The sequence below is a fragment of the Psychrobacter sp. 78a-MNA-CIBAN-0178 genome (genome assembly GCF_040309625.1).
GTDB classification, from domain to species: domain Bacteria; phylum Pseudomonadota; class Gammaproteobacteria; order Pseudomonadales; family Moraxellaceae; genus Psychrobacter; species Psychrobacter okhotskensis.
On the sequence record NZ_JBEOOZ010000037.1, the window covers coordinates 1 to 18,135 of the forward strand.

General features: G+C 44.1%; 13 protein-coding genes. 3 read left to right on the plus strand and 10 right to left on the minus strand.

All coding sequences use genetic code 11. The annotated features are described in order from the left end of the window. Window positions 1-393: 393 nt before the first annotated feature. The 6 genes from nqrF to AAEY80_RS13395 all read right to left on the minus strand — a co-directional run bounded on the left by nqrF (window position 394) and on the right by AAEY80_RS13395 (window position 6,522). The gene (gene nqrF / locus AAEY80_RS13370; protein WP_025652987.1) at window positions 394-1,629 is read right to left on the minus strand and encodes an NADH:ubiquinone reductase (Na(+)-transporting) subunit F; all 1,236 of its coding nucleotides are present in this window, start codon (window positions 1,627-1,629) and stop codon (window positions 394-396) included. Window positions 1,630-1,752: 123 nt separating this feature from the next. Further along, window positions 1,753-2,361 carry an NADH:ubiquinone reductase (Na(+)-transporting) subunit E gene (gene nqrE, locus AAEY80_RS13375; protein WP_101211839.1) on the minus strand — a complete coding sequence of 203 codons (609 nt, stop codon included), beginning with the start codon at window positions 2,359-2,361 and terminating at the stop codon, window positions 1,753-1,755. Beyond that, entirely contained in the window at window positions 2,361-3,032 is a 672-nt protein-coding gene (locus AAEY80_RS13380; RefSeq protein WP_025652985.1) for an NADH:ubiquinone reductase (Na(+)-transporting) subunit D, read from the minus strand. Before AAEY80_RS13380 ends, nqrE begins: the two co-directional genes overlap by 1 nt. Before the next feature lies 1 nt (window position 3,033). Continuing rightward, window positions 3,034-3,948: a Na(+)-translocating NADH-quinone reductase subunit C gene (locus AAEY80_RS13385; RefSeq protein WP_350588457.1), complete on the minus strand. Its 915-nt coding sequence runs from the start codon at window positions 3,946-3,948 to the stop codon at window positions 3,034-3,036. Then, window positions 3,929-5,164, minus strand: coding sequence for an NADH:ubiquinone reductase (Na(+)-transporting) subunit B (locus AAEY80_RS13390; RefSeq protein ID WP_025652983.1), 1,236 nt, complete (start codon window positions 5,162-5,164; stop codon window positions 3,929-3,931). The genes AAEY80_RS13385 and AAEY80_RS13390 overlap by 20 nt, the downstream gene beginning before the upstream one ends. A gap of 5 nt (window positions 5,165-5,169) precedes the next feature. Then, entirely contained in the window at window positions 5,170-6,522 is a 1,353-nt protein-coding gene (locus AAEY80_RS13395) for a Na(+)-translocating NADH-quinone reductase subunit A (RefSeq protein ID WP_025652982.1), read from the minus strand. Between the two features lie 953 nt (window positions 6,523-7,475). Between AAEY80_RS13395 and hisA the strand changes: the two genes are divergently transcribed. The 3 genes from hisA to AAEY80_RS13410 all read left to right on the plus strand — a co-directional run bounded on the left by hisA (window position 7,476) and on the right by AAEY80_RS13410 (window position 10,390). Beyond that, window positions 7,476-8,213, plus strand: coding sequence for a 1-(5-phosphoribosyl)-5-[(5-phosphoribosylamino)methylideneamino]imidazole-4-carboxamide isomerase (hisA, locus tag AAEY80_RS13400; protein WP_025652981.1), 738 nt, complete (start codon window positions 7,476-7,478; stop codon window positions 8,211-8,213). A 134-nt stretch (window positions 8,214-8,347) separates the two neighbouring features. Next, on the plus strand, window positions 8,348-10,003 hold the full coding sequence (locus AAEY80_RS13405) for a mechanosensitive ion channel family protein (protein WP_025652979.1): 1,656 nt from the start codon (window positions 8,348-8,350) through the stop codon (window positions 10,001-10,003). Window positions 10,004-10,087: 84 nt separating this feature from the next. After that, entirely contained in the window at window positions 10,088-10,390 is a 303-nt protein-coding gene (locus AAEY80_RS13410) for a hypothetical protein (protein ID WP_101211836.1), read from the plus strand. 88 nt (window positions 10,391-10,478) lie between these two features. Here AAEY80_RS13410 and rnr read toward each other — a convergent pair whose 3' ends face one another. From rnr to thrS, 4 genes are all read right to left on the minus strand, one after another. Continuing rightward, complete coding sequence (rnr, locus tag AAEY80_RS13415) at window positions 10,479-12,746, minus strand: ribonuclease R (protein ID WP_101211835.1); 2,268 nt, start codon at window positions 12,744-12,746, stop codon at window positions 10,479-10,481. Window positions 12,747-12,887: 141 nt separating this feature from the next. Beyond that, window positions 12,888-14,132 (minus strand): toxic anion resistance protein, encoded by a 1,245-nt coding sequence (locus tag AAEY80_RS13420; protein WP_025652976.1) that lies wholly within the window; start codon window positions 14,130-14,132, stop codon window positions 12,888-12,890. A 399-nt stretch (window positions 14,133-14,531) separates the two neighbouring features. Then, entirely contained in the window at window positions 14,532-15,035 is a 504-nt protein-coding gene (infC, locus tag AAEY80_RS13425) for a translation initiation factor IF-3 (RefSeq protein ID WP_021813163.1), read from the minus strand. Window positions 15,036-15,058: 23 nt separating this feature from the next. Then, window positions 15,059-16,993 (minus strand): threonine--tRNA ligase, encoded by a 1,935-nt coding sequence (gene thrS / locus AAEY80_RS13430; RefSeq protein WP_025652974.1) that lies wholly within the window; start codon window positions 16,991-16,993, stop codon window positions 15,059-15,061. Window positions 16,994-18,135 lie beyond the last annotated feature (1,142 nt).

Below are 18,135 nucleotides of genomic sequence, written 5' to 3' on the forward strand. Positions count from 1 at the left end.
TGTAAAAGAGCCAGAAAAGATGAGATTACAAGCTGCTTAATTGGGCTTGATGGTGACAACTACCTTGAAAAACTCCGTTTCTGTATGGCGTTATGTGTATCATGCTGAGATATACCTACTTTTTGCCAAGCTGGTTTAGGAGCACTTGAGCAAGCTGATAGTATTAAAGTAGAAGCTAAAATGCTTGTAAACACACTAGTTTTCATAATAGAACCTTTAATTGAATATATTTGCCTGAAATTTAGCTGAGCACCATGTATAAATGATAACCAACAATTATTTAACAGTAACAGAAAACAACTAAAATTGTAAGATTTCAGAAATAAAAAAAGAGCCTCAATTGAGACTCTCTTTTATAGTATTAATTTAATCGTGTTTCTCTAACCAGTCGGCTTAACCACCAAAGTCATCAAGCATGATATTTTCGTCTTCAACACCAAGGCTATGCAACATGTCGATTACCGCCGCGTTCATCATCGGTGGCCCACACATGTAATATTCACAGTCCTCTGGGTTTGGATGATCTTTGAGATACTCTTCTAGCAAGACGTTATGGATAAAGCCAGTATAGCCATCCCAATTGTCTTCAGGAAGCGGATCAGACAAAGCCACATGCCACTCAAAGTTATCGAACTCTTCTTCTAGTTGATCATAATCTTCAACATAGAACATCTCACGAATAGAGCGTGCACCGTACCAAAAGCTAATCTTACGCTTAGTGTTTAAGCGTTTAAGCTGATCAAAGATGTGTGAGCGCATCGGTGCCATACCTGCACCACCACCCACAAAGATCATCTCAGCTTCGGTGTCTTTGGCAAAGAATTCACCATAAGGACCTGAAACCGTCACTTTATCACCAGGCTTTAAGCTAAATGTCCAAGAAGACATCTTACCTGGTGGGATACCGTCAGGGCCACGTGGCGGTGGACTAGCGATACGAATGTTAAACTTAATAAGGCCTTTTTCTTCTGGGTAGTTGGCCATTGAATAAGCACGAATAACCGGCTCATCAACTTTTGAGACATAGTTGAAGATACCGAATTTTTCCCAGTCTTCTCTATACTCTTCGGCCACATCGAAGTCTTTGTAATGTACTTCATGCGGTGGCGCTTCCAACTGTACATAACCACCAGCGCGGAAGTTAACTTCTTCGCCTTCTGGAATTTTAAGCACTAGCTCTTTAATAAAGGTGGCAACGTTATCGTTAGAGATAACTTCACATTCCCACTTTTGTACATCAAAGAATTCAGGATCAATCTCGATTTTCATGTCTTGCTTAACAGCTACCTGACAAGCCAAGCGCATGTGATTACGGATTTCACCTTGGGTAAAATAGCCTTCTTCGGTAGGCAAAATAGAACCGCCCCCTTCAATAACGCGGCAACGACACTGCGCACACGTACCACCACCACCACAGGCTGAAGATAAGAAAATACCTTCGCTCGCCAGTGTCTGTAGTAGTTTTCCGCCTGCCGGTGTCACGACGTCATTATCGGGATTGTCATTGATATGGATAGTAACATCGCCTGAACTGACCAGTCTTGAGCGCGCTGCCAAAATAATGGCAACGAGTCCCATGATGATCAAGGTAAACATAGCAACGCCACCAATCGCCGTAGCGTAATCCATGGTAGGTATCCTTAATCTATGGAGTAGGGGTGCGAAAAGACGTCATTGCGTGTTTCCTGAACCCCTACCGAATAAATGAATTAAATAGGTCAAATCGCTAAATAGGCTTTTAAGCTTAGCGGTCTAGATTGACATACCGCCGAAAGACATAAAGCCAAGTGACATCAGACCAACCGTGATAAAGGTAATACCGAGACCACGCAGCGGCGCTGGAATGTCTGAGTATTTTAACTTCTCACGGATACCAGCCAATGCAGTGATCGCCAGTGCCCAACCAAAACCTGCGCCGACGCCGTATACCATCGATTCACCAAAGTTGTAGTCACGCTCAACCATGAACAGCACGCCACCTAGGATGGCACAGTTGACAGTAATGAGCGGTAAGAATACCCCTAGCGCGTTGTAGAGACTTGGGACAAACTTATCCAAGAACATCTCTAGAATCTGTACGGTCGCAGCAATCAGACCAATATAACTGAGCAAGCCCAAAAAGCTTAAGTCAATACCTGGAAAACCTGCCCATGCCAGCGCACCATTTTTTAGAATGAACTGAAATAGTAAGTTGTTTAGCGGCACGGTAATCGCCATCACGACGACGACTGCAACACCAAGACCAATCGCAGTGGACACTTTCTTCGATACTGCCAAAAAAGTACACATACCTAAGAAGTAGGCCAGCGCCATATTCTCAATAAAGACTGAGGTTATAAATAAACTAACATAATGTCCCATTAGTGACCGCCTCCATGTGCCATGCCTTTAGACTGCGGCTTCATTACAAATTCAGCATCTTCAACCTGTTCTGGTTTCCAAATACGAACAATGGCAATGAATAATCCAATGATAAAGAATGCTGACGGTGGCAACAGTAATAGACCGTTTGGAATATACCAACCGCCATCAGTAACAGGCTGTAGGATGGTAATACCAAACCACGTACCTGCACCTAATAGCTCGCGGATAGTCGCGACAAATAACAGCACCGCCGAGTAGCCAAGACCGTTACCGATACCGTCCAAAAAGCTGGGTACGGGTGGATTGCTCATGGCAAAGGCTTCGGCACGGCCCATAACGATACAGTTGGTGATAATCAAGCCAACGAAGACCGATAGACCTTTACTGACATCATAAGCGACGGCTTTTAGCACTTGATCGACCAAAATAACCAGTGAGGCAATGATGGTCATCTGTACAATAATACGAATACTTGACGGAATTTGCTTACGAATAATAGAGATAAAGAAGCTCGAAAACGCTGTTACCAGAGTCAACGCCACACACATCACCAACGCATTGGACATGCTGGTCGTCACCGCCAGTGCCGAACAGATACCTAATATCTGTAGGGCAATGGGGTTATTATCAAAGATAGGCGAGGTTAAAATACTTTTAGTGTCAGCCATGTTATGCCTCCTTGCCGTTTGCTACTGGTAGGGTCGCTGCCAGTTCGGTTGTCGGTTGAGCGCTCTTATTGTCCGGTGGTGTCGACTGGCTCGCTTGGGCATCAACACTGTCAAGCGTTTGACCGTTCTGTTCGCGTAGCAAATCTAGGTAAGGCTTATAACCTTGCTCACCGAGCCAAAACTGAATCATGTTGCTCACACCGCGACTGGTTAGCGTTGCACCGCTGATACCGTCAACCCAGTTGTCTTTTGGATTACCCGCTTTGGTCACACCCGTTGCCACGTCACCGTTTTCGTCATACGAGTGGATACCGCTCCACATCGCGCGCCATTTTGGCTCTTCGATGCGAGCGCCAAGGCCTGGGGTTTCTTTATGCTCATAAAAACTAATACCTTTGATGGTATTCATGTCGCTCTCAAGCGTTAAGAAACCATAAATCGTACCCCATAGGCCATAGCCTTGAATCGGTAGTACCACCATCTCAGGCTTGCCTGCGTCATCATTTTTGACATAAACTTTGGCGTATTTAGGCTTGCGACCAATACTGGCTGGATCGTTATCTCCTAAGTCATCGCTCAGGGCTTTGTTCTTAGTCGCTTGGCTAGCGTCATAATTATTACGATCAGGGATGCCCGCGGCTTTTAGCGCGTCATCATCTACATAATTGCCTTTATTCAAGTCAATGATTTTTACTTCAAAATCTTTGAAGCGCTCAGTAACGTCGTCAGCGGTATCAGATTCAGCATCGTACATACCGGCGGCGACTAAGATGTTTTTGTTGCGGTCTAAGCGTGCGTTTTCGACTTGTGCTGGCTTTAGACCAACAGCAGCTGCTGAGACCAATACGGAACACACCAAGCATAGCGTCAATGCCACACTGATGGTTTTCGCATTATTACTTTTGGGCTTGGACATAGCGAACCCTCCGTGCTGTTTGGCGTTTGATGTTTGCTTGGGTCACAAAGTAATCAAACAATGGAGCAAATAAGTTGGCAAATAGAATGGCCAGCATGATGCCTTCTGGGAAGGCTGGGTTGACGACGCGAATCAATACGGTCATAAAGCCAATCAAGATACCATAAGCCCAGCGGCCTTTATTGGTATGCGCAGCAGAGACTGGATCGGTCGCCATAAAGACAGCACCGAATGCAAAACCACCAATTACTAAATGCCAGTAAAACGGTAGGCTCATCATCAAGTTGTCTTTAGAGCCAATCATATTAAAGACAAGGGAGGTGGCAATCAGACCAACCACACAACCTGCCATGATGCGCCATGAGGCAATACGCGTCCATAACAGAACTGCTGCACCCATTAAGATTGCTAAGGTCGATACTTCACCGATACTGCCTTGCATGTTGCCTAAGAACGCATCACCCCACGTAATGGCATTACCGTAGACATCGACGAAATCCTGAGGTACTACGCCAAGTGCCGCTAGGCCAAGTGGTGTCGCTCCTGAAAAGCCGTCAACTGCTGTCCATACTGAGTCGCCTGACATATAAGCAGGATACGCAAAGTATAGGAACGCACGACCCGATAGGGCAGGGTTAAGGAAGTTCTTACCGGTACCGCCGAAGACTTCTTTGGCCACGACCACACCAAAGATGATACCTAAGGCTACTTGCCATAATGGAATATCTGGTGGTAGACATAGTGCGAATAATACAGAGGTCACAAAAAAACCTTCGTTGACTTCGTGTCCGCGCACCACGGCAAAGATAATTTCACAGAAAATACCGACGGCAAAGGTAACGATATAGATCGGTAAGAACTGCATCGCCCCGTAGACAAAACTCGCCCAAATACTGTCTGGGTTATAGCCTGCCATACTGGTGATGATGGTACGCCAGCCTTCAGGCTGCAAGCCAAGTTGAGTAATAGCTGTCAATGCTTGATGACCGATATTGTACATACCCCAAAACATCGCTGGGAAGGTACATAGCCAGACGGTAATCATAATGCGTTTTAGATCAATCCCGTCACGCACATGTGATGAGGCGTATGTCGTTGAGTCTGGTTGACGCAAAAACGTATCAAACATCTCAAAGATGGCATAGTATTTTTCGTGTTTGCCACCTTTGGTGAAAGACGGCTCCATACGATCGAACATATTGTGTAAAAATTTCATCGTGGTTAGCCCTCCAGTTCAATGCGCGTTAAGTTATCACGCAAAATATCACCGAATTCATATTTGCCAGGAGATACGAAGGTGCATAATGCTAAATCTTCTTCGTCCAATTCAAGTGCGCCCAAGTCTACTGCCGTGATGATGTCTTCGACAATCAACGCGCGTAATAGCTGCGTTGGCAGATAGTCTTGTGGCATGACCTCTTCATAAACCCCGATAGGTACCATCGCGCGCGGTGAGCCGTTACTGGTGGTGGTAAAGTTGTATTTTTTGCGACCGAAGAACTGCGAGATGTAGATAGGCAGTTTTGAGAAACGGTTTGCACCTGGTGTAAAGAAATGGAACGCTGGGCGTTCATGACCTTCAGTTAACACGCTGATTTGATCATGGAAGCGACCAACATAGGCAATATTCGAAAATGACTGGCGACCCGATAGCACTGAACCTGAAATAATACGGTTCTCGCCATCGATCAGTTGACCTTTAGTCAAGGCAGTAATATCTGCACCGCGTTCGGTAGCGATTAGGTGTGGGTTTTTGACCGCAGGGCCTGCTAGGCTTAGCAGGCGACGCGTATATAAGCGCCCAGTGGTAAATAGCTTTCCAATCGCAATCACGTCTTGGTAGCCGATCGTCCAGACGCTCACGCCACGCATGATTGGATGCAAGAAATGAATATGCGTGCCAGCCAGACCTGCTGGATGCTTGCCAGCAAAGCTATGATACGCAGTAACATTATTAGACGCAGTCTTCGCAACTGGCGTCAGCTGGGCATCACCATGATGGCAGACAAAGGTCTTAGGGCTGAGCGTCGATAGTACCGCAAGTCCGTCGTTGAACGCTTGCAGTTGCTCATTGATCAGCAGCATCGGGTCAAACGCTAAGGGATTGGTATCCATCGCGGTGACAAAGATGGCATGCGGACGGGCACCGATTTCAGGAGAACGGCTATAGGGACGCGTACGGAACGCGGTCCATTCACCAGAGGCAAGCAGTTGGGTTTCAACGACTTCAGAATCTAGGTCAGCAAGTTGCTGGGAGTCGTAGCGCTGAAATTCTACTTCTTCACCGTTTGGGTCGACCGCAATCACAAGACTTTCGAACACACGACGCTCACCGCGATTAACGGCGATGACCTTACCAGCAGCAGGGGCAGTGTAGATAACGCCGACACGTTTTTTGTCTTCAAAAACGGGCTGACCTTTAGCTACGATGTCGCCTTCTTTGACATTCATCGTGGGCTTCATGCCCACATAATCATAGCCAATGAGTGCCACATGGGCAGGTCTGTGCTCAGATATCTCGCGGGAGGGTTCACCAGTGATGGGCAAATCCAAACCTTTTTTGATGGTAATCATAAGCGAAAACTTAGTCCATAGTCTAAAACGATACCAGACGTCCTGTTTGGTATATCGGTAGCATGAACGTCACGTTTTTCATCAAAGCCCTTAATCAGCCACATCCTAAAATAGGGCGGAGACAAAGCACTTAAATGTAACGCTGGATCATAACTACTAGTAAGAGTATTAACGCTGACCTTAGACTCCTTAACAACACGTTAATGTCTTATTCGAATTACCAAAGTGGCGACTGGCTACCAAGGTGCATGGCAAAATCATCCAATCAAAGTCTATTGTCAAAGCTGGTTGCTAAAAGCAATTGCTATAAAAAAGACAGTTTTGCCATGCGATTTATTAAAATCTTAAAATTTGTAACTCAGAGTGATTGGCTCAGGGACAAGAGTGAATCAAATAAATAACTGATGAAGGCAACAAACCATTCAAGCAAAAAATTCATTTAGAGTGTAATGGCGCAGGTTGACCTATCGCAGGTGACCTATTTTGAGTTCTAATATCATCCGTTCAACAACGTATCAGCCAATGATCTAAAAACATATATGGCTGTTGTTCGATTCATCCTGACCGCCATGCAACATCAACTCATTTATGAGTGAATAAAAATGTGTAGCGCATGGTTGCTATCACTTAGAAACAAATACAAATTTACCTAGGATTATACGCTAAATTGACCTAAAATTGCCAGTCAGTAATTGAATTTACCTAATGTTGCCAGTGTCTCAGAGTGCTCAAACTTATGGTTATGATTGGCAGATTTTTTCATTTGCTCACACTATTCATTTGTTCATAATATAAGGACAGAGGTTTTCAAATGAGATTTTCAAATACCGTTAGGATTCAATTTTAGACGACTCTCTGTTAGCTCACTGAGTGGGGCTTTTTATCACTGTTTAACTTTTTATTGTTTAACTTTGCTGTTTATTTTTAATATTACGTTTTATAAGGAATGCTATATGTGTGCTGTCCCTGTCATTATCCCGGCTATTGATCTAAAAGATGGTAAATGTGTGCGCTTAAAACAAGGCCGTATGGAAGATGATACGGTGTTCTCGGACGATCCCGTTGCCGTAGCAGCGCGCTGGGTAAACGAGGGTGCGCGCCGATTGCATTTGGTCGATTTGAATGGTGCCTTTGATGGGGTGCCAGTACACAAGCAAGTCGTCAACGACATCGCCAAAGCTTTTCCGCAGTTGCCTATTCAGTTGGGCGGCGGTGTGCGTAATATGAACACCATCGAGCAGTATATCACTGCCGGACTAACCTATATTATTATTGGCACTAAGGCCGTTGAAGATCCTAATTTTGTGGCTGAAGCCTGCCGCGAATTTGCCGGACATATTATCGTTGGTATCGATGCCAAAGACGGCATGGTGGCGACTCATGGCTGGGCGAATGTGACGGATACCAAAGCCACTGAGCTTGCCAAACGCTTTGCTGATGTGGGCGTATCGTCAATCGTTTATACTGATATTGCCCGCGATGGCATGATGCAAGGCGTTAACGCCCCGCAAACGGTTAATTTAGCACGTGAAGGTGGCCTGCCAGTGATTGCTTCGGGCGGCGTGACCAATATGCAAGATATCGAATTGCTTAAGCCTTATGGTGATTGTATTGAAGGCATTATTACTGGCCGCGCTATCTATGAAGGCACATTGGACTTAGCGGAAGCGCAACGTTATTTAGACAGCTAATGGATTTAAACGGTCAATAATGGGCTATCTTAATTACTGTTTTTAGCCCATTTAGTTGTTCACGTTCAGATTGAGGACACTCGCTAGTTTGAAATCACAATATTACCCAAAAAAATACTGAGCAAAGGATGCTTATGGCCGCCTATTTTGACCGCCCGATGACACGCAAGTTTTTAACAGTGTGGGGCCAGCTGCTATTGCTACTAAGCCTCGTTTTTACTTTGCCCGCTTATGCTGTTGGTGAAGACATAGCTGGTGTCACGACGGCCTTGGGTATAGAGAGTACGCCAGAAGAAGTGTCTAATGAAGATGCTGCAACTTCTACAGAAGGCGAGACCTCTGTAGAAGCTGAACCGCAAAACCTCCCCCCTGCTGCCGACCCACCGGTGATTAGTGGTGAGAGCACCAACAATGCTCAAATCGAAACCACCCCCACACCGTTAAAAGACAATGACATTCGTCAACGTATCAACGGTATTTTTTCTGAAATAGAAGGGCTGCAAGCGGTCAGTGTCAGTGTTACTCAAGGCGTTGTGACTTTAGCAGGAGAAACTCCCAACGAAAAAAAGGCGCAACAAGCCATTAATTTGACCAATCGTTTGACGGATGTGGTCACCGTTGAGGACAATATCAATCGAACGCTGGATGTTCAAGATAACGTCACGACGGTTTATCAAGGGCTCAAAGCGCAAGTTAAAAACCTAGTCAAAGCGGTGCCTTTACTCTTGGTCGGCATTGTTATCTTTGGATTGGTTACATGGTTTGGTAGCTGGTTGTCCAATCGAAAAAATATGTGGCAACGGCTCACGCCCAATCCTTTCGTCGCTGAACTGCTGGCACAAACTGTCAAAGTAATCTTTATTATTTTTGGTTTGATCTTGGCATTGAGCTTGATAGGGGCAGAAACGATCCTAAGGACGCTACTTGGCGGTGCGGGTGTTATCGGTATCGCGGTTGGTTTTGCGGTCAAGGATACTATTGAGAACTATATTGCCTCGTTGATGCTGAGTATTCGTCAGCCGTTTCGCGCTCGTGATCAGATTGTCATTAACGGGCAAGAGGGTATTGTGGTGCGTTTGACATCACGTGCGACGATTCTGATGACGTTGGATGGCAATCAGCTACGTATACCAAATGCAGAAGTCTTTAAAGGTACGATTCTAAATTACACCAAAAACCCTGAACGACGTTTTACCTTTGAGCTGGGCGTGGATGCCAATGATGATCCGCTTGCTGCCATCAAAGTAGGTATCGATGCGATATGTCAGTTAGATTTTGTTTTAGATGAACCCAAAGCGATTGCGGTCATTAATAATGTTGGCGATTCCAATATCATTCTTGAGTTTCAGGTTTGGGTGGATCAATCAGAAACGGATTTTGCCAAAGCACGCAGTATCGCCATACGTGAAACCAAACACGCCCTAGAGGATGAAGGCTTTAGTCTTCCTGAGCCTATCTATCGTTTACGCTTCAATAATGAGTTAGAAAAAGCCTTGGAGCATCTACAAGGTAATAATCGCGCTGGCCAAGCTCATGGGGCTAATGCTGATATGACGGTTACGCCGACCACACCGGAATCTATAGCTATCAATAAAGCTGATGATAGCAGTGCTGATGACAAAGACAAAAAACAAGCCAAAGCCCGTGCTAAATACATCTTACAGGGACGTAACGCTGAAGAGGTGCTAAATGCTCGTCCTGATCAGAAGTTAATGGAAAAGGTCGAACAAGAAATTGCCGAAAACTCAGATGAGACGGATTTATTGAGTAATAATAGTCCGCAAGAGTAAATGTCCAAAAAAACCTCACAACTAGGCATAAAAAATGCATGAAAACGTATAAGACAATATTATTAAAATATACGAGACATTTTTATGCAAATGAAGCATCTGATTATATTCGCCCTAGCTGGTATTGTTATCTTAATTGGTTTCAACATGTTTAATAGCAGTCGCCACGAGAGTCGGATAGCGTCGACGACCAGTAGCAGCGCCACGGCAGCAGCGCCAGATACTGCTATTAGCTCTGAAGGTAATACCGTGAGCACCAACACCGATATCGCAAGCCAGCCTCTTGGTAAGCAGCCTAAAGCCATTCTCGATAATGCCACTGCCCAAATAGAGCAAGCCGAGCAGGTCAATCAAGAGCGCGTAGAGCAGATGAGTAATGCGCAGTAGTTAAGCAGTTATCACGTATTCATCGCGCACAAAAAAAGGCTAAAGATAAACTTTAGCCTTTTTTATTACGATTGGTTTTTACTCAACGTTAGCTTTTTTTGCTAGTGCCTTTATTGTTTCGGCTACTGTTTTTTCTAGCAGGGCTTTTCTTTGGTTGATCTTTTTTCGTTTGATTCATCTCGCTAGATTGCAGCTTCGCTTTAAGATCAAAGTCTATTTGTAGCAGATCCATATTGACGCCGGCCACTTTTACTTTGACCAAATCACCCAAGCCAAATAGCGTACCTTTATCTTTACCAATGAGTTGCTGTTGCTGCTCATCATAGACAAAGAAATCGTCACCAACATTGGAGATATGTACTAAGCCATCGATATATAAGTCAGTTAAGGTGACGAATAGACCGAAGCTAGTAACCGTCGTTACCACACCGTCGAACTCTTCACCGACGTGATCTTTCATATAATGACATTTGAGCCAAGATTCTACGTAGCGTGATGCTTTCTCAGCGCGGCGCTCAGTATCTGACGTCTGCGTGCCAGCACCCTCTAAAGAGAAGTCCATCACTGGTTGCTTAGTGTTAGTGACTTTTGCTTTAATCGCGCGATGCAGCATGAGGTCAGGATAACGGCGAATCGGCGAGGTAAAGTGGCTATACTCGTCATAAGCTAAGCCAAAGTGACCAATATTGTCAGGCGAATAATTCGCTTGCATCATTGAGCGCAGTAGCATGCTGTGGATACTGATCGCATCGGGACGGTCTTTGGTGGCTTCGATAATCCGCTGATAATCCGCTTGCGTTGGGTTTTCTTCTGGGAAGCTTAAGCCAAAGTTTTTCGCGTATTCATGGACACGCATCGACTTTTCACCATCAGGTTTGTCATGGTTACGATACAACACTGGCAGCTCGTTTTTTAACGCAAAATTAGCGGCACAGGTATTGGCGAGCAGCATACACTCTTCAATAAGCTTATGCGCGTCACCACGAGTACGCGGCAAGATGGCTGCAATACCCCCTTTTTCGTTAAACTTAATATAAGTCTCAACCGTTTCAAACTCCATTGCATGACGCTCTTCACGCTTTTGCAGCAGCAGCTCATACAATTGATGTAGAGTATCGACCGATTTTTTGACCGCTTTATTACCGGTTAATGACTTAGGAATACTCGGGTCTTGTGGATCCTCAAGATAGCTATTCACTTGATTATAAGTCAAGCGTGCCTGTGAATGAATCACCCCAGGATAGAAGTCATAGCCGGTGACCTTGCCTGCGCGAGATATCTTTATATCCGCAACCATACACAGACGATCAAGATCAGGGTTCAATGAACACAGACCGTTAGACAGTACTTCAGGCAGCATCGGAATCACACGATGCGGGAAATATACCGACGTACCACGCTCATAAGCATCTTGGTCGAGCGGCGAATTTGGCGTGACATAATGACTCACATCAGCAATCGCTACCAAGACGCGGTAGTTACCACCTGAGCGTTTTTCGGCAAATACGGCATCATCAAAGTCACGCGCATCTTCACCATCAATGGTGATGAGCGGTAAATCACGCAAGTCCGTACGACCTTTTAAGTCTTTCTCAGTCGGCTCTTGATAATCATTGGCTTGTTTAAGCGCCGCTTCACTAAAATCAGACGGAATGTCATAGTTGAGCAGGGTGGTCTCGATGATTAATTCACGATCGTTATCATCAGACAGCACTTCAGTGATTTTACCCGTAGCAAACTCATGCTGATTTGGCCAGTCGATAATATCTACTTTCACTGGAGCGCCTTGCTTAGCTTCGAAAGCCTGCACATTCTCTTCAGTGACTGTAATCGGCTGATGGTTGTTAGGACTGCCAAGCTCGACACAGTAGCCGTCTTCATCACGCGCCAATGTACCGATGAAATTATTCTGGCGACGTTCAACGACATCGACGATACGCCCTTCGGTACGACCGCGGTTGTCTGTTGAGGTACCAACTGCTTCGACGGTATCGCCATTAAAGACCCAGCGCATTTGTTTTTCATGCAAGAATAGGTCAGGCATATCACTTAGCAATACAAAGCCAAAGCCTTTTGGGTGGGCTGACACAGTACCAGTAACCACATCGTGCTGGGTCACCGTACGATAGCGATAAGGACGTCCATCACGGTTTACTTGTCCATCACGTGCCATCGCTTTGAGGCGATTACCTAAAGCATCAAATTGGTCAGGATCATCAATATTAAAGGCTTTTGCCAATTGTTGATGGGTGACTTCGCCATGCTCATTAATCGTGCTGAGTATCAGCTCGCGACTAGGGATGGGATTGTCATATTTTTTTGCCTCACTTGAGGCGTTTGGATCGTTCCAACTCATAAATTACCATATCTATTTTTAAAATTATTAATAAGGACTATCTTAACACGAACGACGTTGCAATATCTTGCGTCAATTGTCTTATATGTATTCGATAGCGGGTGGCTGTCACCGTCAATCAGCGACAGCACTCGAGGTATCTCAAATATCGATATCAACCGTATTCGATTGGTTTGTAATCTTTTTACTGTTTAATTCTTTAGATACTTCTAGCACTGTTGTTTGATTAGACTTGTCGAGATACTTCTGGGCTTTATCCACTTCAGTGGTCAAAGTATTGACCGTCTGCTTCATATTCTCTAGCGCTTCAATTTTATAATTACTAATCATATCCATCGTGTCATAGACATTATTAAAGGCATTTTGCAGTTTATCTAGCTCGATAGTGCTATTGGTCGCTTGCTCGTGAATTTCGCCTGATTGACGTTTGAGCATCGCTGACGTTGACTCAATCAAGCTGCTAGTGGTTTTGTTTAAAGCAGTGATTTGGTCAAGGACCAGCTTTTGATTGGTCATTGCTTGTGCCACCACGACAGCCGTGCGCAGCGCCGATACCGTGGTTGTCGTTGCGCGATCCACACCCTTAATCAGCTCTAGGTTGTTTCTACGAATGGTATCAAGCGCCAGATAGCCTTGGACGTTAACGGCTAACTGGGTTAAAAAATCCGTATTCTTTTGGCGCACATAAAACAGCATTTCCTCTTTGATAACCCGAGCTTTTTCAGGGTCGGTCGCTTCTATAGCATATACTTTTTGCTCAAGTTGCTCGTCGATTTTTTTGCCCACATAGACGTATTGACGGATAGATTGCATCAACTCCCACATATTGACTTTTTCTTGCTCAATCATCGCATTGTCTTTGAGCAGCTCGTCTTTACCATTATAAAGACTGGTGACGACAGCATTGATATGCGACTGCGCTGACTCGTATTGGCGGAAGTAATCTTGTACTTTATTGCCAAAAGGTATGAGACCAAACAGCTTACGCGAACTGGTCAGCTCTTTTTTACTCGGGTCTAAATCTTCGACGATACCGCGCAGCTCAGTCAATGACTTGGCGATAGGGGAGTTGTCAAACAAGCTGTCATTCAGGCTTTTCGCAGGCAACTCTAACATACGGTTAGATATTTGCGCGGATTCACGAATTTCTTTGGTACCCAAATTATGAATAGATTGCACATTTTGCTGAAATTCAGCGCTGCGGACAGAGTTATTAAGCACGTGATCGACGAACGCATCGACCTTGGCATCAAGTTCTGGAATTTGGCTTTCATCCAACTTGACCATCTGATCGGCTTCACTTTTTTGTATTTCTTTGACCGGTTCAGGTGGCGTCAAAGAAATACTTGGCGTAGAGGCGTTTTCGGGTGGGGTCAATTCTTGCATGAAGTTTCCTATAATATCTGAGAGGGGCTGTGTCTTTTGCCAACGACGTTAATGGTCGTGGTACACAATGTTTTTATATGTTTAATAGTTTTTATTGGCATAGATTTTTTGTATAGAGATGATTGAATATAAAACTGTCCTTTAGACTACCTTGTAATCGAAAGACTGAGAAGACAGATTTTGTAAACCAAACTCAGTCTAATATAACTATGGCGCTATTTGCACCGCTATTGTTTGCATGACTAAGCTGTTTTTTACATGATTGGATAGTAAAAAACCATCAATATCCCGCAGCATATTGATGGTTAAGATTATAACTATCTATCTCAACGAACTGTCTATATTAAATAGCAGTCAAATTGATTCACAGCCACCACTAACAGTCATCTAAAGAATAGATTACTTTTTCTTAGTTGGCCCAAGCAGCATACCCATTTGACGGCCTTCCATCTTGGGATACTGTTCGACGTTTGAGATATCAGCGGTATCTTCAATGATACGATCAAGTTGTTTGCGACCGATATCTTGGTGCGCCATTTCACGTCCACGGAAGCGGATGCTAATTTTAACTTTATCTTGATCTTCCAAGAAGCTGACGATTTTACGCAGTTTGACCTGATAATCGGCTTCTTCAGTGCTAGGACGTAGCTTCATCTCTTTGAGCTGAGTCTGCTTTTGGTTCTTTTTAGCTTCTTTTGCCTTTTGCTTTTGATCATAGAGGAAATGCTTATAATCCATGATTTTGCATACTGGCGGTTTGGCTTCAGGAACCAATTCGACCAAATCTAAATTGTCTTCGCGTGCCGCTTTCATCGCGGTGTCGATATCGACCACGCCCATTTGTTCGCCGTCTTCTTTAACCAGACGGACTTCTTTGGCACTGATATCTTCGTTGATGTTCAAACGGTTGGACTGTTTAATAGGTATTACTCCTCATCTGTTTTTGGGGTCTGTCGGCCTTTTTTACCAACAGCGGTCTGTACTAATGCTATAAATTCAGAAACACTCATCACGCCAAGGTTCTCACCTTCGCGAGTACGGACATTGACACTGCCCGTCTCGATTTCTTTGTCCCCTAATACTAGCATATAGGGAATACGTTCTAATGTTTTCTCTCGTATCTTAAATCCAATCTTTTCGTTACGCAAGTCGCTAATAGCACGCAAACCTGCATTTTTGAGCTCGCTGACCACGTTTTCGCAGGCATCGGCTTGTTTATCGGTAATATTCATCACAACGACTTGTTGCGGTGCGAGCCAAACTGGCATCCAACCAGCGTAGTTCTCAATTAAGATACCGATAAAGCGCTCAAATGAACCCAAGATGGCACGGTGCAACATAATAGGTACTTCGCGCTCATTTTGCTCGTTGACGAATTCCGCATCAAGACGTTCAGGCATATTTGGGTCAACCTGAATAGTACCGCACTGCCACACGCGCCCTAAACTGTCTTTTAGACTGAACTCAATTTTCGGACCATAAAACGCGCCTTCGCCGGGTAGATAATCCCAATCTAATCCTGAGCTATCAAGGGCATCAGCAAGCGCCTTTTCGGCAAAGTCCCAAGACTCATCGCTACCAACACGTTTTTCAGGACGGGTTGAGAGCTTCATAATAATCTTGTCAAAGCCAAAGTCTTCATAAACAGCAAGCGTCAGCTTAATAAAATCCGCCACTTCTTGTTGAATTTGCGCTTGGGTACAGAATATATGCGCATCATCTTGCGTAAAACCACGAACGCGCATCAAACCATGCAGTGAACCTGACGGCTCATTACGATGACACGAGCCAAATTCTGCCATACGGAGTGGCAAATCACGGTAAGACTTTAAACCTTGATTAAATACCTGTACGTGACACGGACAGTTCATCGGTTTTACCGCATAATCACGGTTTTCGCTTGAAGTGGTAAACATATTGGTTGCATAGTTACCCCAATGTCCTGAGCGTTCCCATAAACTGCGATCCACAATTTGCGGGGTTTTAATTTCTTCATAACCATTATCGTACTGTACTTTACGCATATATTGCTCAAGCACTTGATAAATTGTCCAACCATTGGCATGCCAAAACACCATACCCGGCGCTTGCTCTTGCATATGAAACAGGTTCAAAGCCTTACCAATCTTACGATGGTCACGCTTTTCCGCTTCTTCGATACGCTGGATATAGGCTTTTAAATCTTTTTTATCTGCCCACGCCGTCCCATAAATACGTTGTAGCTGTTCGTTCTTAGCATCACCGCGCCAATATGCGCCAGACATTTTAGTCAGCTTGAATACCTTTAAGAATCGCGTGTTCGGCACGTGGGGGCCACGGCACATATCGACATATTCTTGATGATGATAGAGGCCAAAAGCCTCTTCACCTGGCATATCATTAATGAGCTTGAGCTTATAATCTTCGCCGCGTTCTTCAAAGATCTTAATGACTTCATCGCGAGGTGTCATTTTTTTGATGACGTCATAATCTTGCTTAATCAACGCCATCATACGTTTTTCAATGGCTTCCATATGTTCAGGGGTGAACGGCGTCTCACTATAGATGTCATAATAAAAGCCATCTTCGATAACAGGACCAATCACCATCTTCACATCGGGATAAAGCTGTTTGACCGCGTGCCCTAATAAGTGAGCGGCCGAGTGACGAATGATATCGACACCATCAGCATCTTTTGGCGTAACGATTTCTACTTTAGCATCATGGGCGATAGGATCAGAGGCATCCACCAATTGACCATCTACACGTCCTGCAACCGTCGCTTTTGCTAGGCCAGCTCCAATGCTTTGCGCCACTTCCATGACGGTTGTATTGCCTTCGAAGTTCTTTACGCTACCATCGGGTAAAGTAATCGCTACCATAATCTATTCACCTTTTTGCGTCCGTTGGCAGTGATGATTGCAACAATCAATCATATAACCGTAAGACTGCGTCAATTATATCCAACCACTGTGATATGTTGTAAGAGATAGGCATTACTTAAAAGTGCAGACATATATAGCATCACGATTTATAGCCATCTAATAATCTATAATCGCATAACCATAATAGAGAGCGAGCTGCCTTTTATAATAAGGTTAAGCAGAACTACTCTTAAGTAATGTTATAAAAGCGGCCATTATAGCAAAAACCGTCTATAAACACTAGATAGCAAGGGGTTAGGTAAGCTTCTATATATAGGTGCTATTGGTGCAAATATCAAGAATGACAAATATGTATAGCTAAGCACACAGCGAAGAAGGTTGTTAATAAGCATGATGGCAGTAATAAGGCTTTGAACTACTTAATACATCTAGCTGTCTTATTATCTACAAGTTTTCGAGCTTCTTTATTAATCATACTTCTCTCTTGTTTCATCACACCCTATAAACGCGATTGTTTCTTATTTAAACAAATCATAATCAGTTACTGCTTGTCCTGCTGCCTAGGTAAGGAAAACGAATAATCTGGGTAAGATGAAAGGGTGTGCCGCGTGCAACAATTGGTAGGTTAGCAAAGTAAATAAAATAGTACTGTAAGACAGCTCAATATCACAACGTTGCTTACTGGTTAGCTATAAATAGTCTACTAAGGAATACAGTTAGGTTAATTTAGCTAAAATCAAAAACAGCCCTTGACCCTCTTTCAAATACGCGTATAATGCGTCCCAGTCAGAAGGGGAAGCGGATTAGGAGATGGGTTACCATCGAATCATCCAGCTGAGCAAATAAATTACTTTTAAATAGAATAATTTATTTCTTGACACAGCATTAAAAGCGTCTATAATACGCACCTCAGCAAGCGAAGCTGGCAAATAAGTTAACAAGCTTATAACCCAGATAACCAGTTGAAACGAATTAGAACAAAGGGTTGACAGACTATTTCAATATGATATACTAGTCGGCTCGCTAAACAAGATAAGCACATTGCTTTGATTGAATAGCGTAATAATCACCTACTGGACGACAGTAGATGAACACTATTTAAAAGCATAACTAAAGAACAACTTGTGTGGATTTTTGCT

What these genes read in the sequence shown, in the direction of transcription:
- rnr (WP_101211835.1), bottom strand. Translation starts at nt 12,746, where the DNA reads ATGAGTTGGAACGATCCAAACGCCTCAAGTGAGGCAAAAAAATATGAC.
- AAEY80_RS13410 (WP_101211836.1), top strand. Translation starts at nt 10,088, where the DNA reads ATGCAAATGAAGCATCTGATTATATTCGCCCTAGCTGGTATTGTTATC.
- AAEY80_RS13395 (WP_025652982.1), bottom strand. Translation starts at nt 6,522, where the DNA reads ATGATTACCATCAAAAAAGGTTTGGATTTGCCCATCACTGGTGAACCC.
- AAEY80_RS13385 (WP_350588457.1), bottom strand. Translation starts at nt 3,948, where the DNA reads ATGTCCAAGCCCAAAAGTAATAATGCGAAAACCATCAGTGTGGCATTG.
- AAEY80_RS13420 (WP_025652976.1), bottom strand. Translation starts at nt 14,132, where the DNA reads ATGCAAGAATTGACCCCACCCGAAAACGCCTCTACGCCAAGTATTTCT.
- AAEY80_RS13380 (WP_025652985.1), bottom strand. Translation starts at nt 3,032, where the DNA reads ATGGCTGACACTAAAAGTATTTTAACCTCGCCTATCTTTGATAATAAC.
- AAEY80_RS13405 (WP_025652979.1), top strand. Translation starts at nt 8,348, where the DNA reads ATGGCCGCCTATTTTGACCGCCCGATGACACGCAAGTTTTTAACAGTG.
- thrS (WP_025652974.1), bottom strand. Translation starts at nt 16,993, where the DNA reads ATGGTAGCGATTACTTTACCCGATGGTAGCGTAAAGAACTTCGAAGGC.
- nqrE (WP_101211839.1), bottom strand. Translation starts at nt 2,361, where the DNA reads ATGGGACATTATGTTAGTTTATTTATAACCTCAGTCTTTATTGAGAAT.
- AAEY80_RS13390 (WP_025652983.1), bottom strand. Translation starts at nt 5,164, where the DNA reads ATGAAATTTTTACACAATATGTTCGATCGTATGGAGCCGTCTTTCACC.
- nqrF (WP_025652987.1), bottom strand. Translation starts at nt 1,629, where the DNA reads ATGGATTACGCTACGGCGATTGGTGGCGTTGCTATGTTTACCTTGATC.
- hisA (WP_025652981.1), top strand. Translation starts at nt 7,476, where the DNA reads ATGTGTGCTGTCCCTGTCATTATCCCGGCTATTGATCTAAAAGATGGT.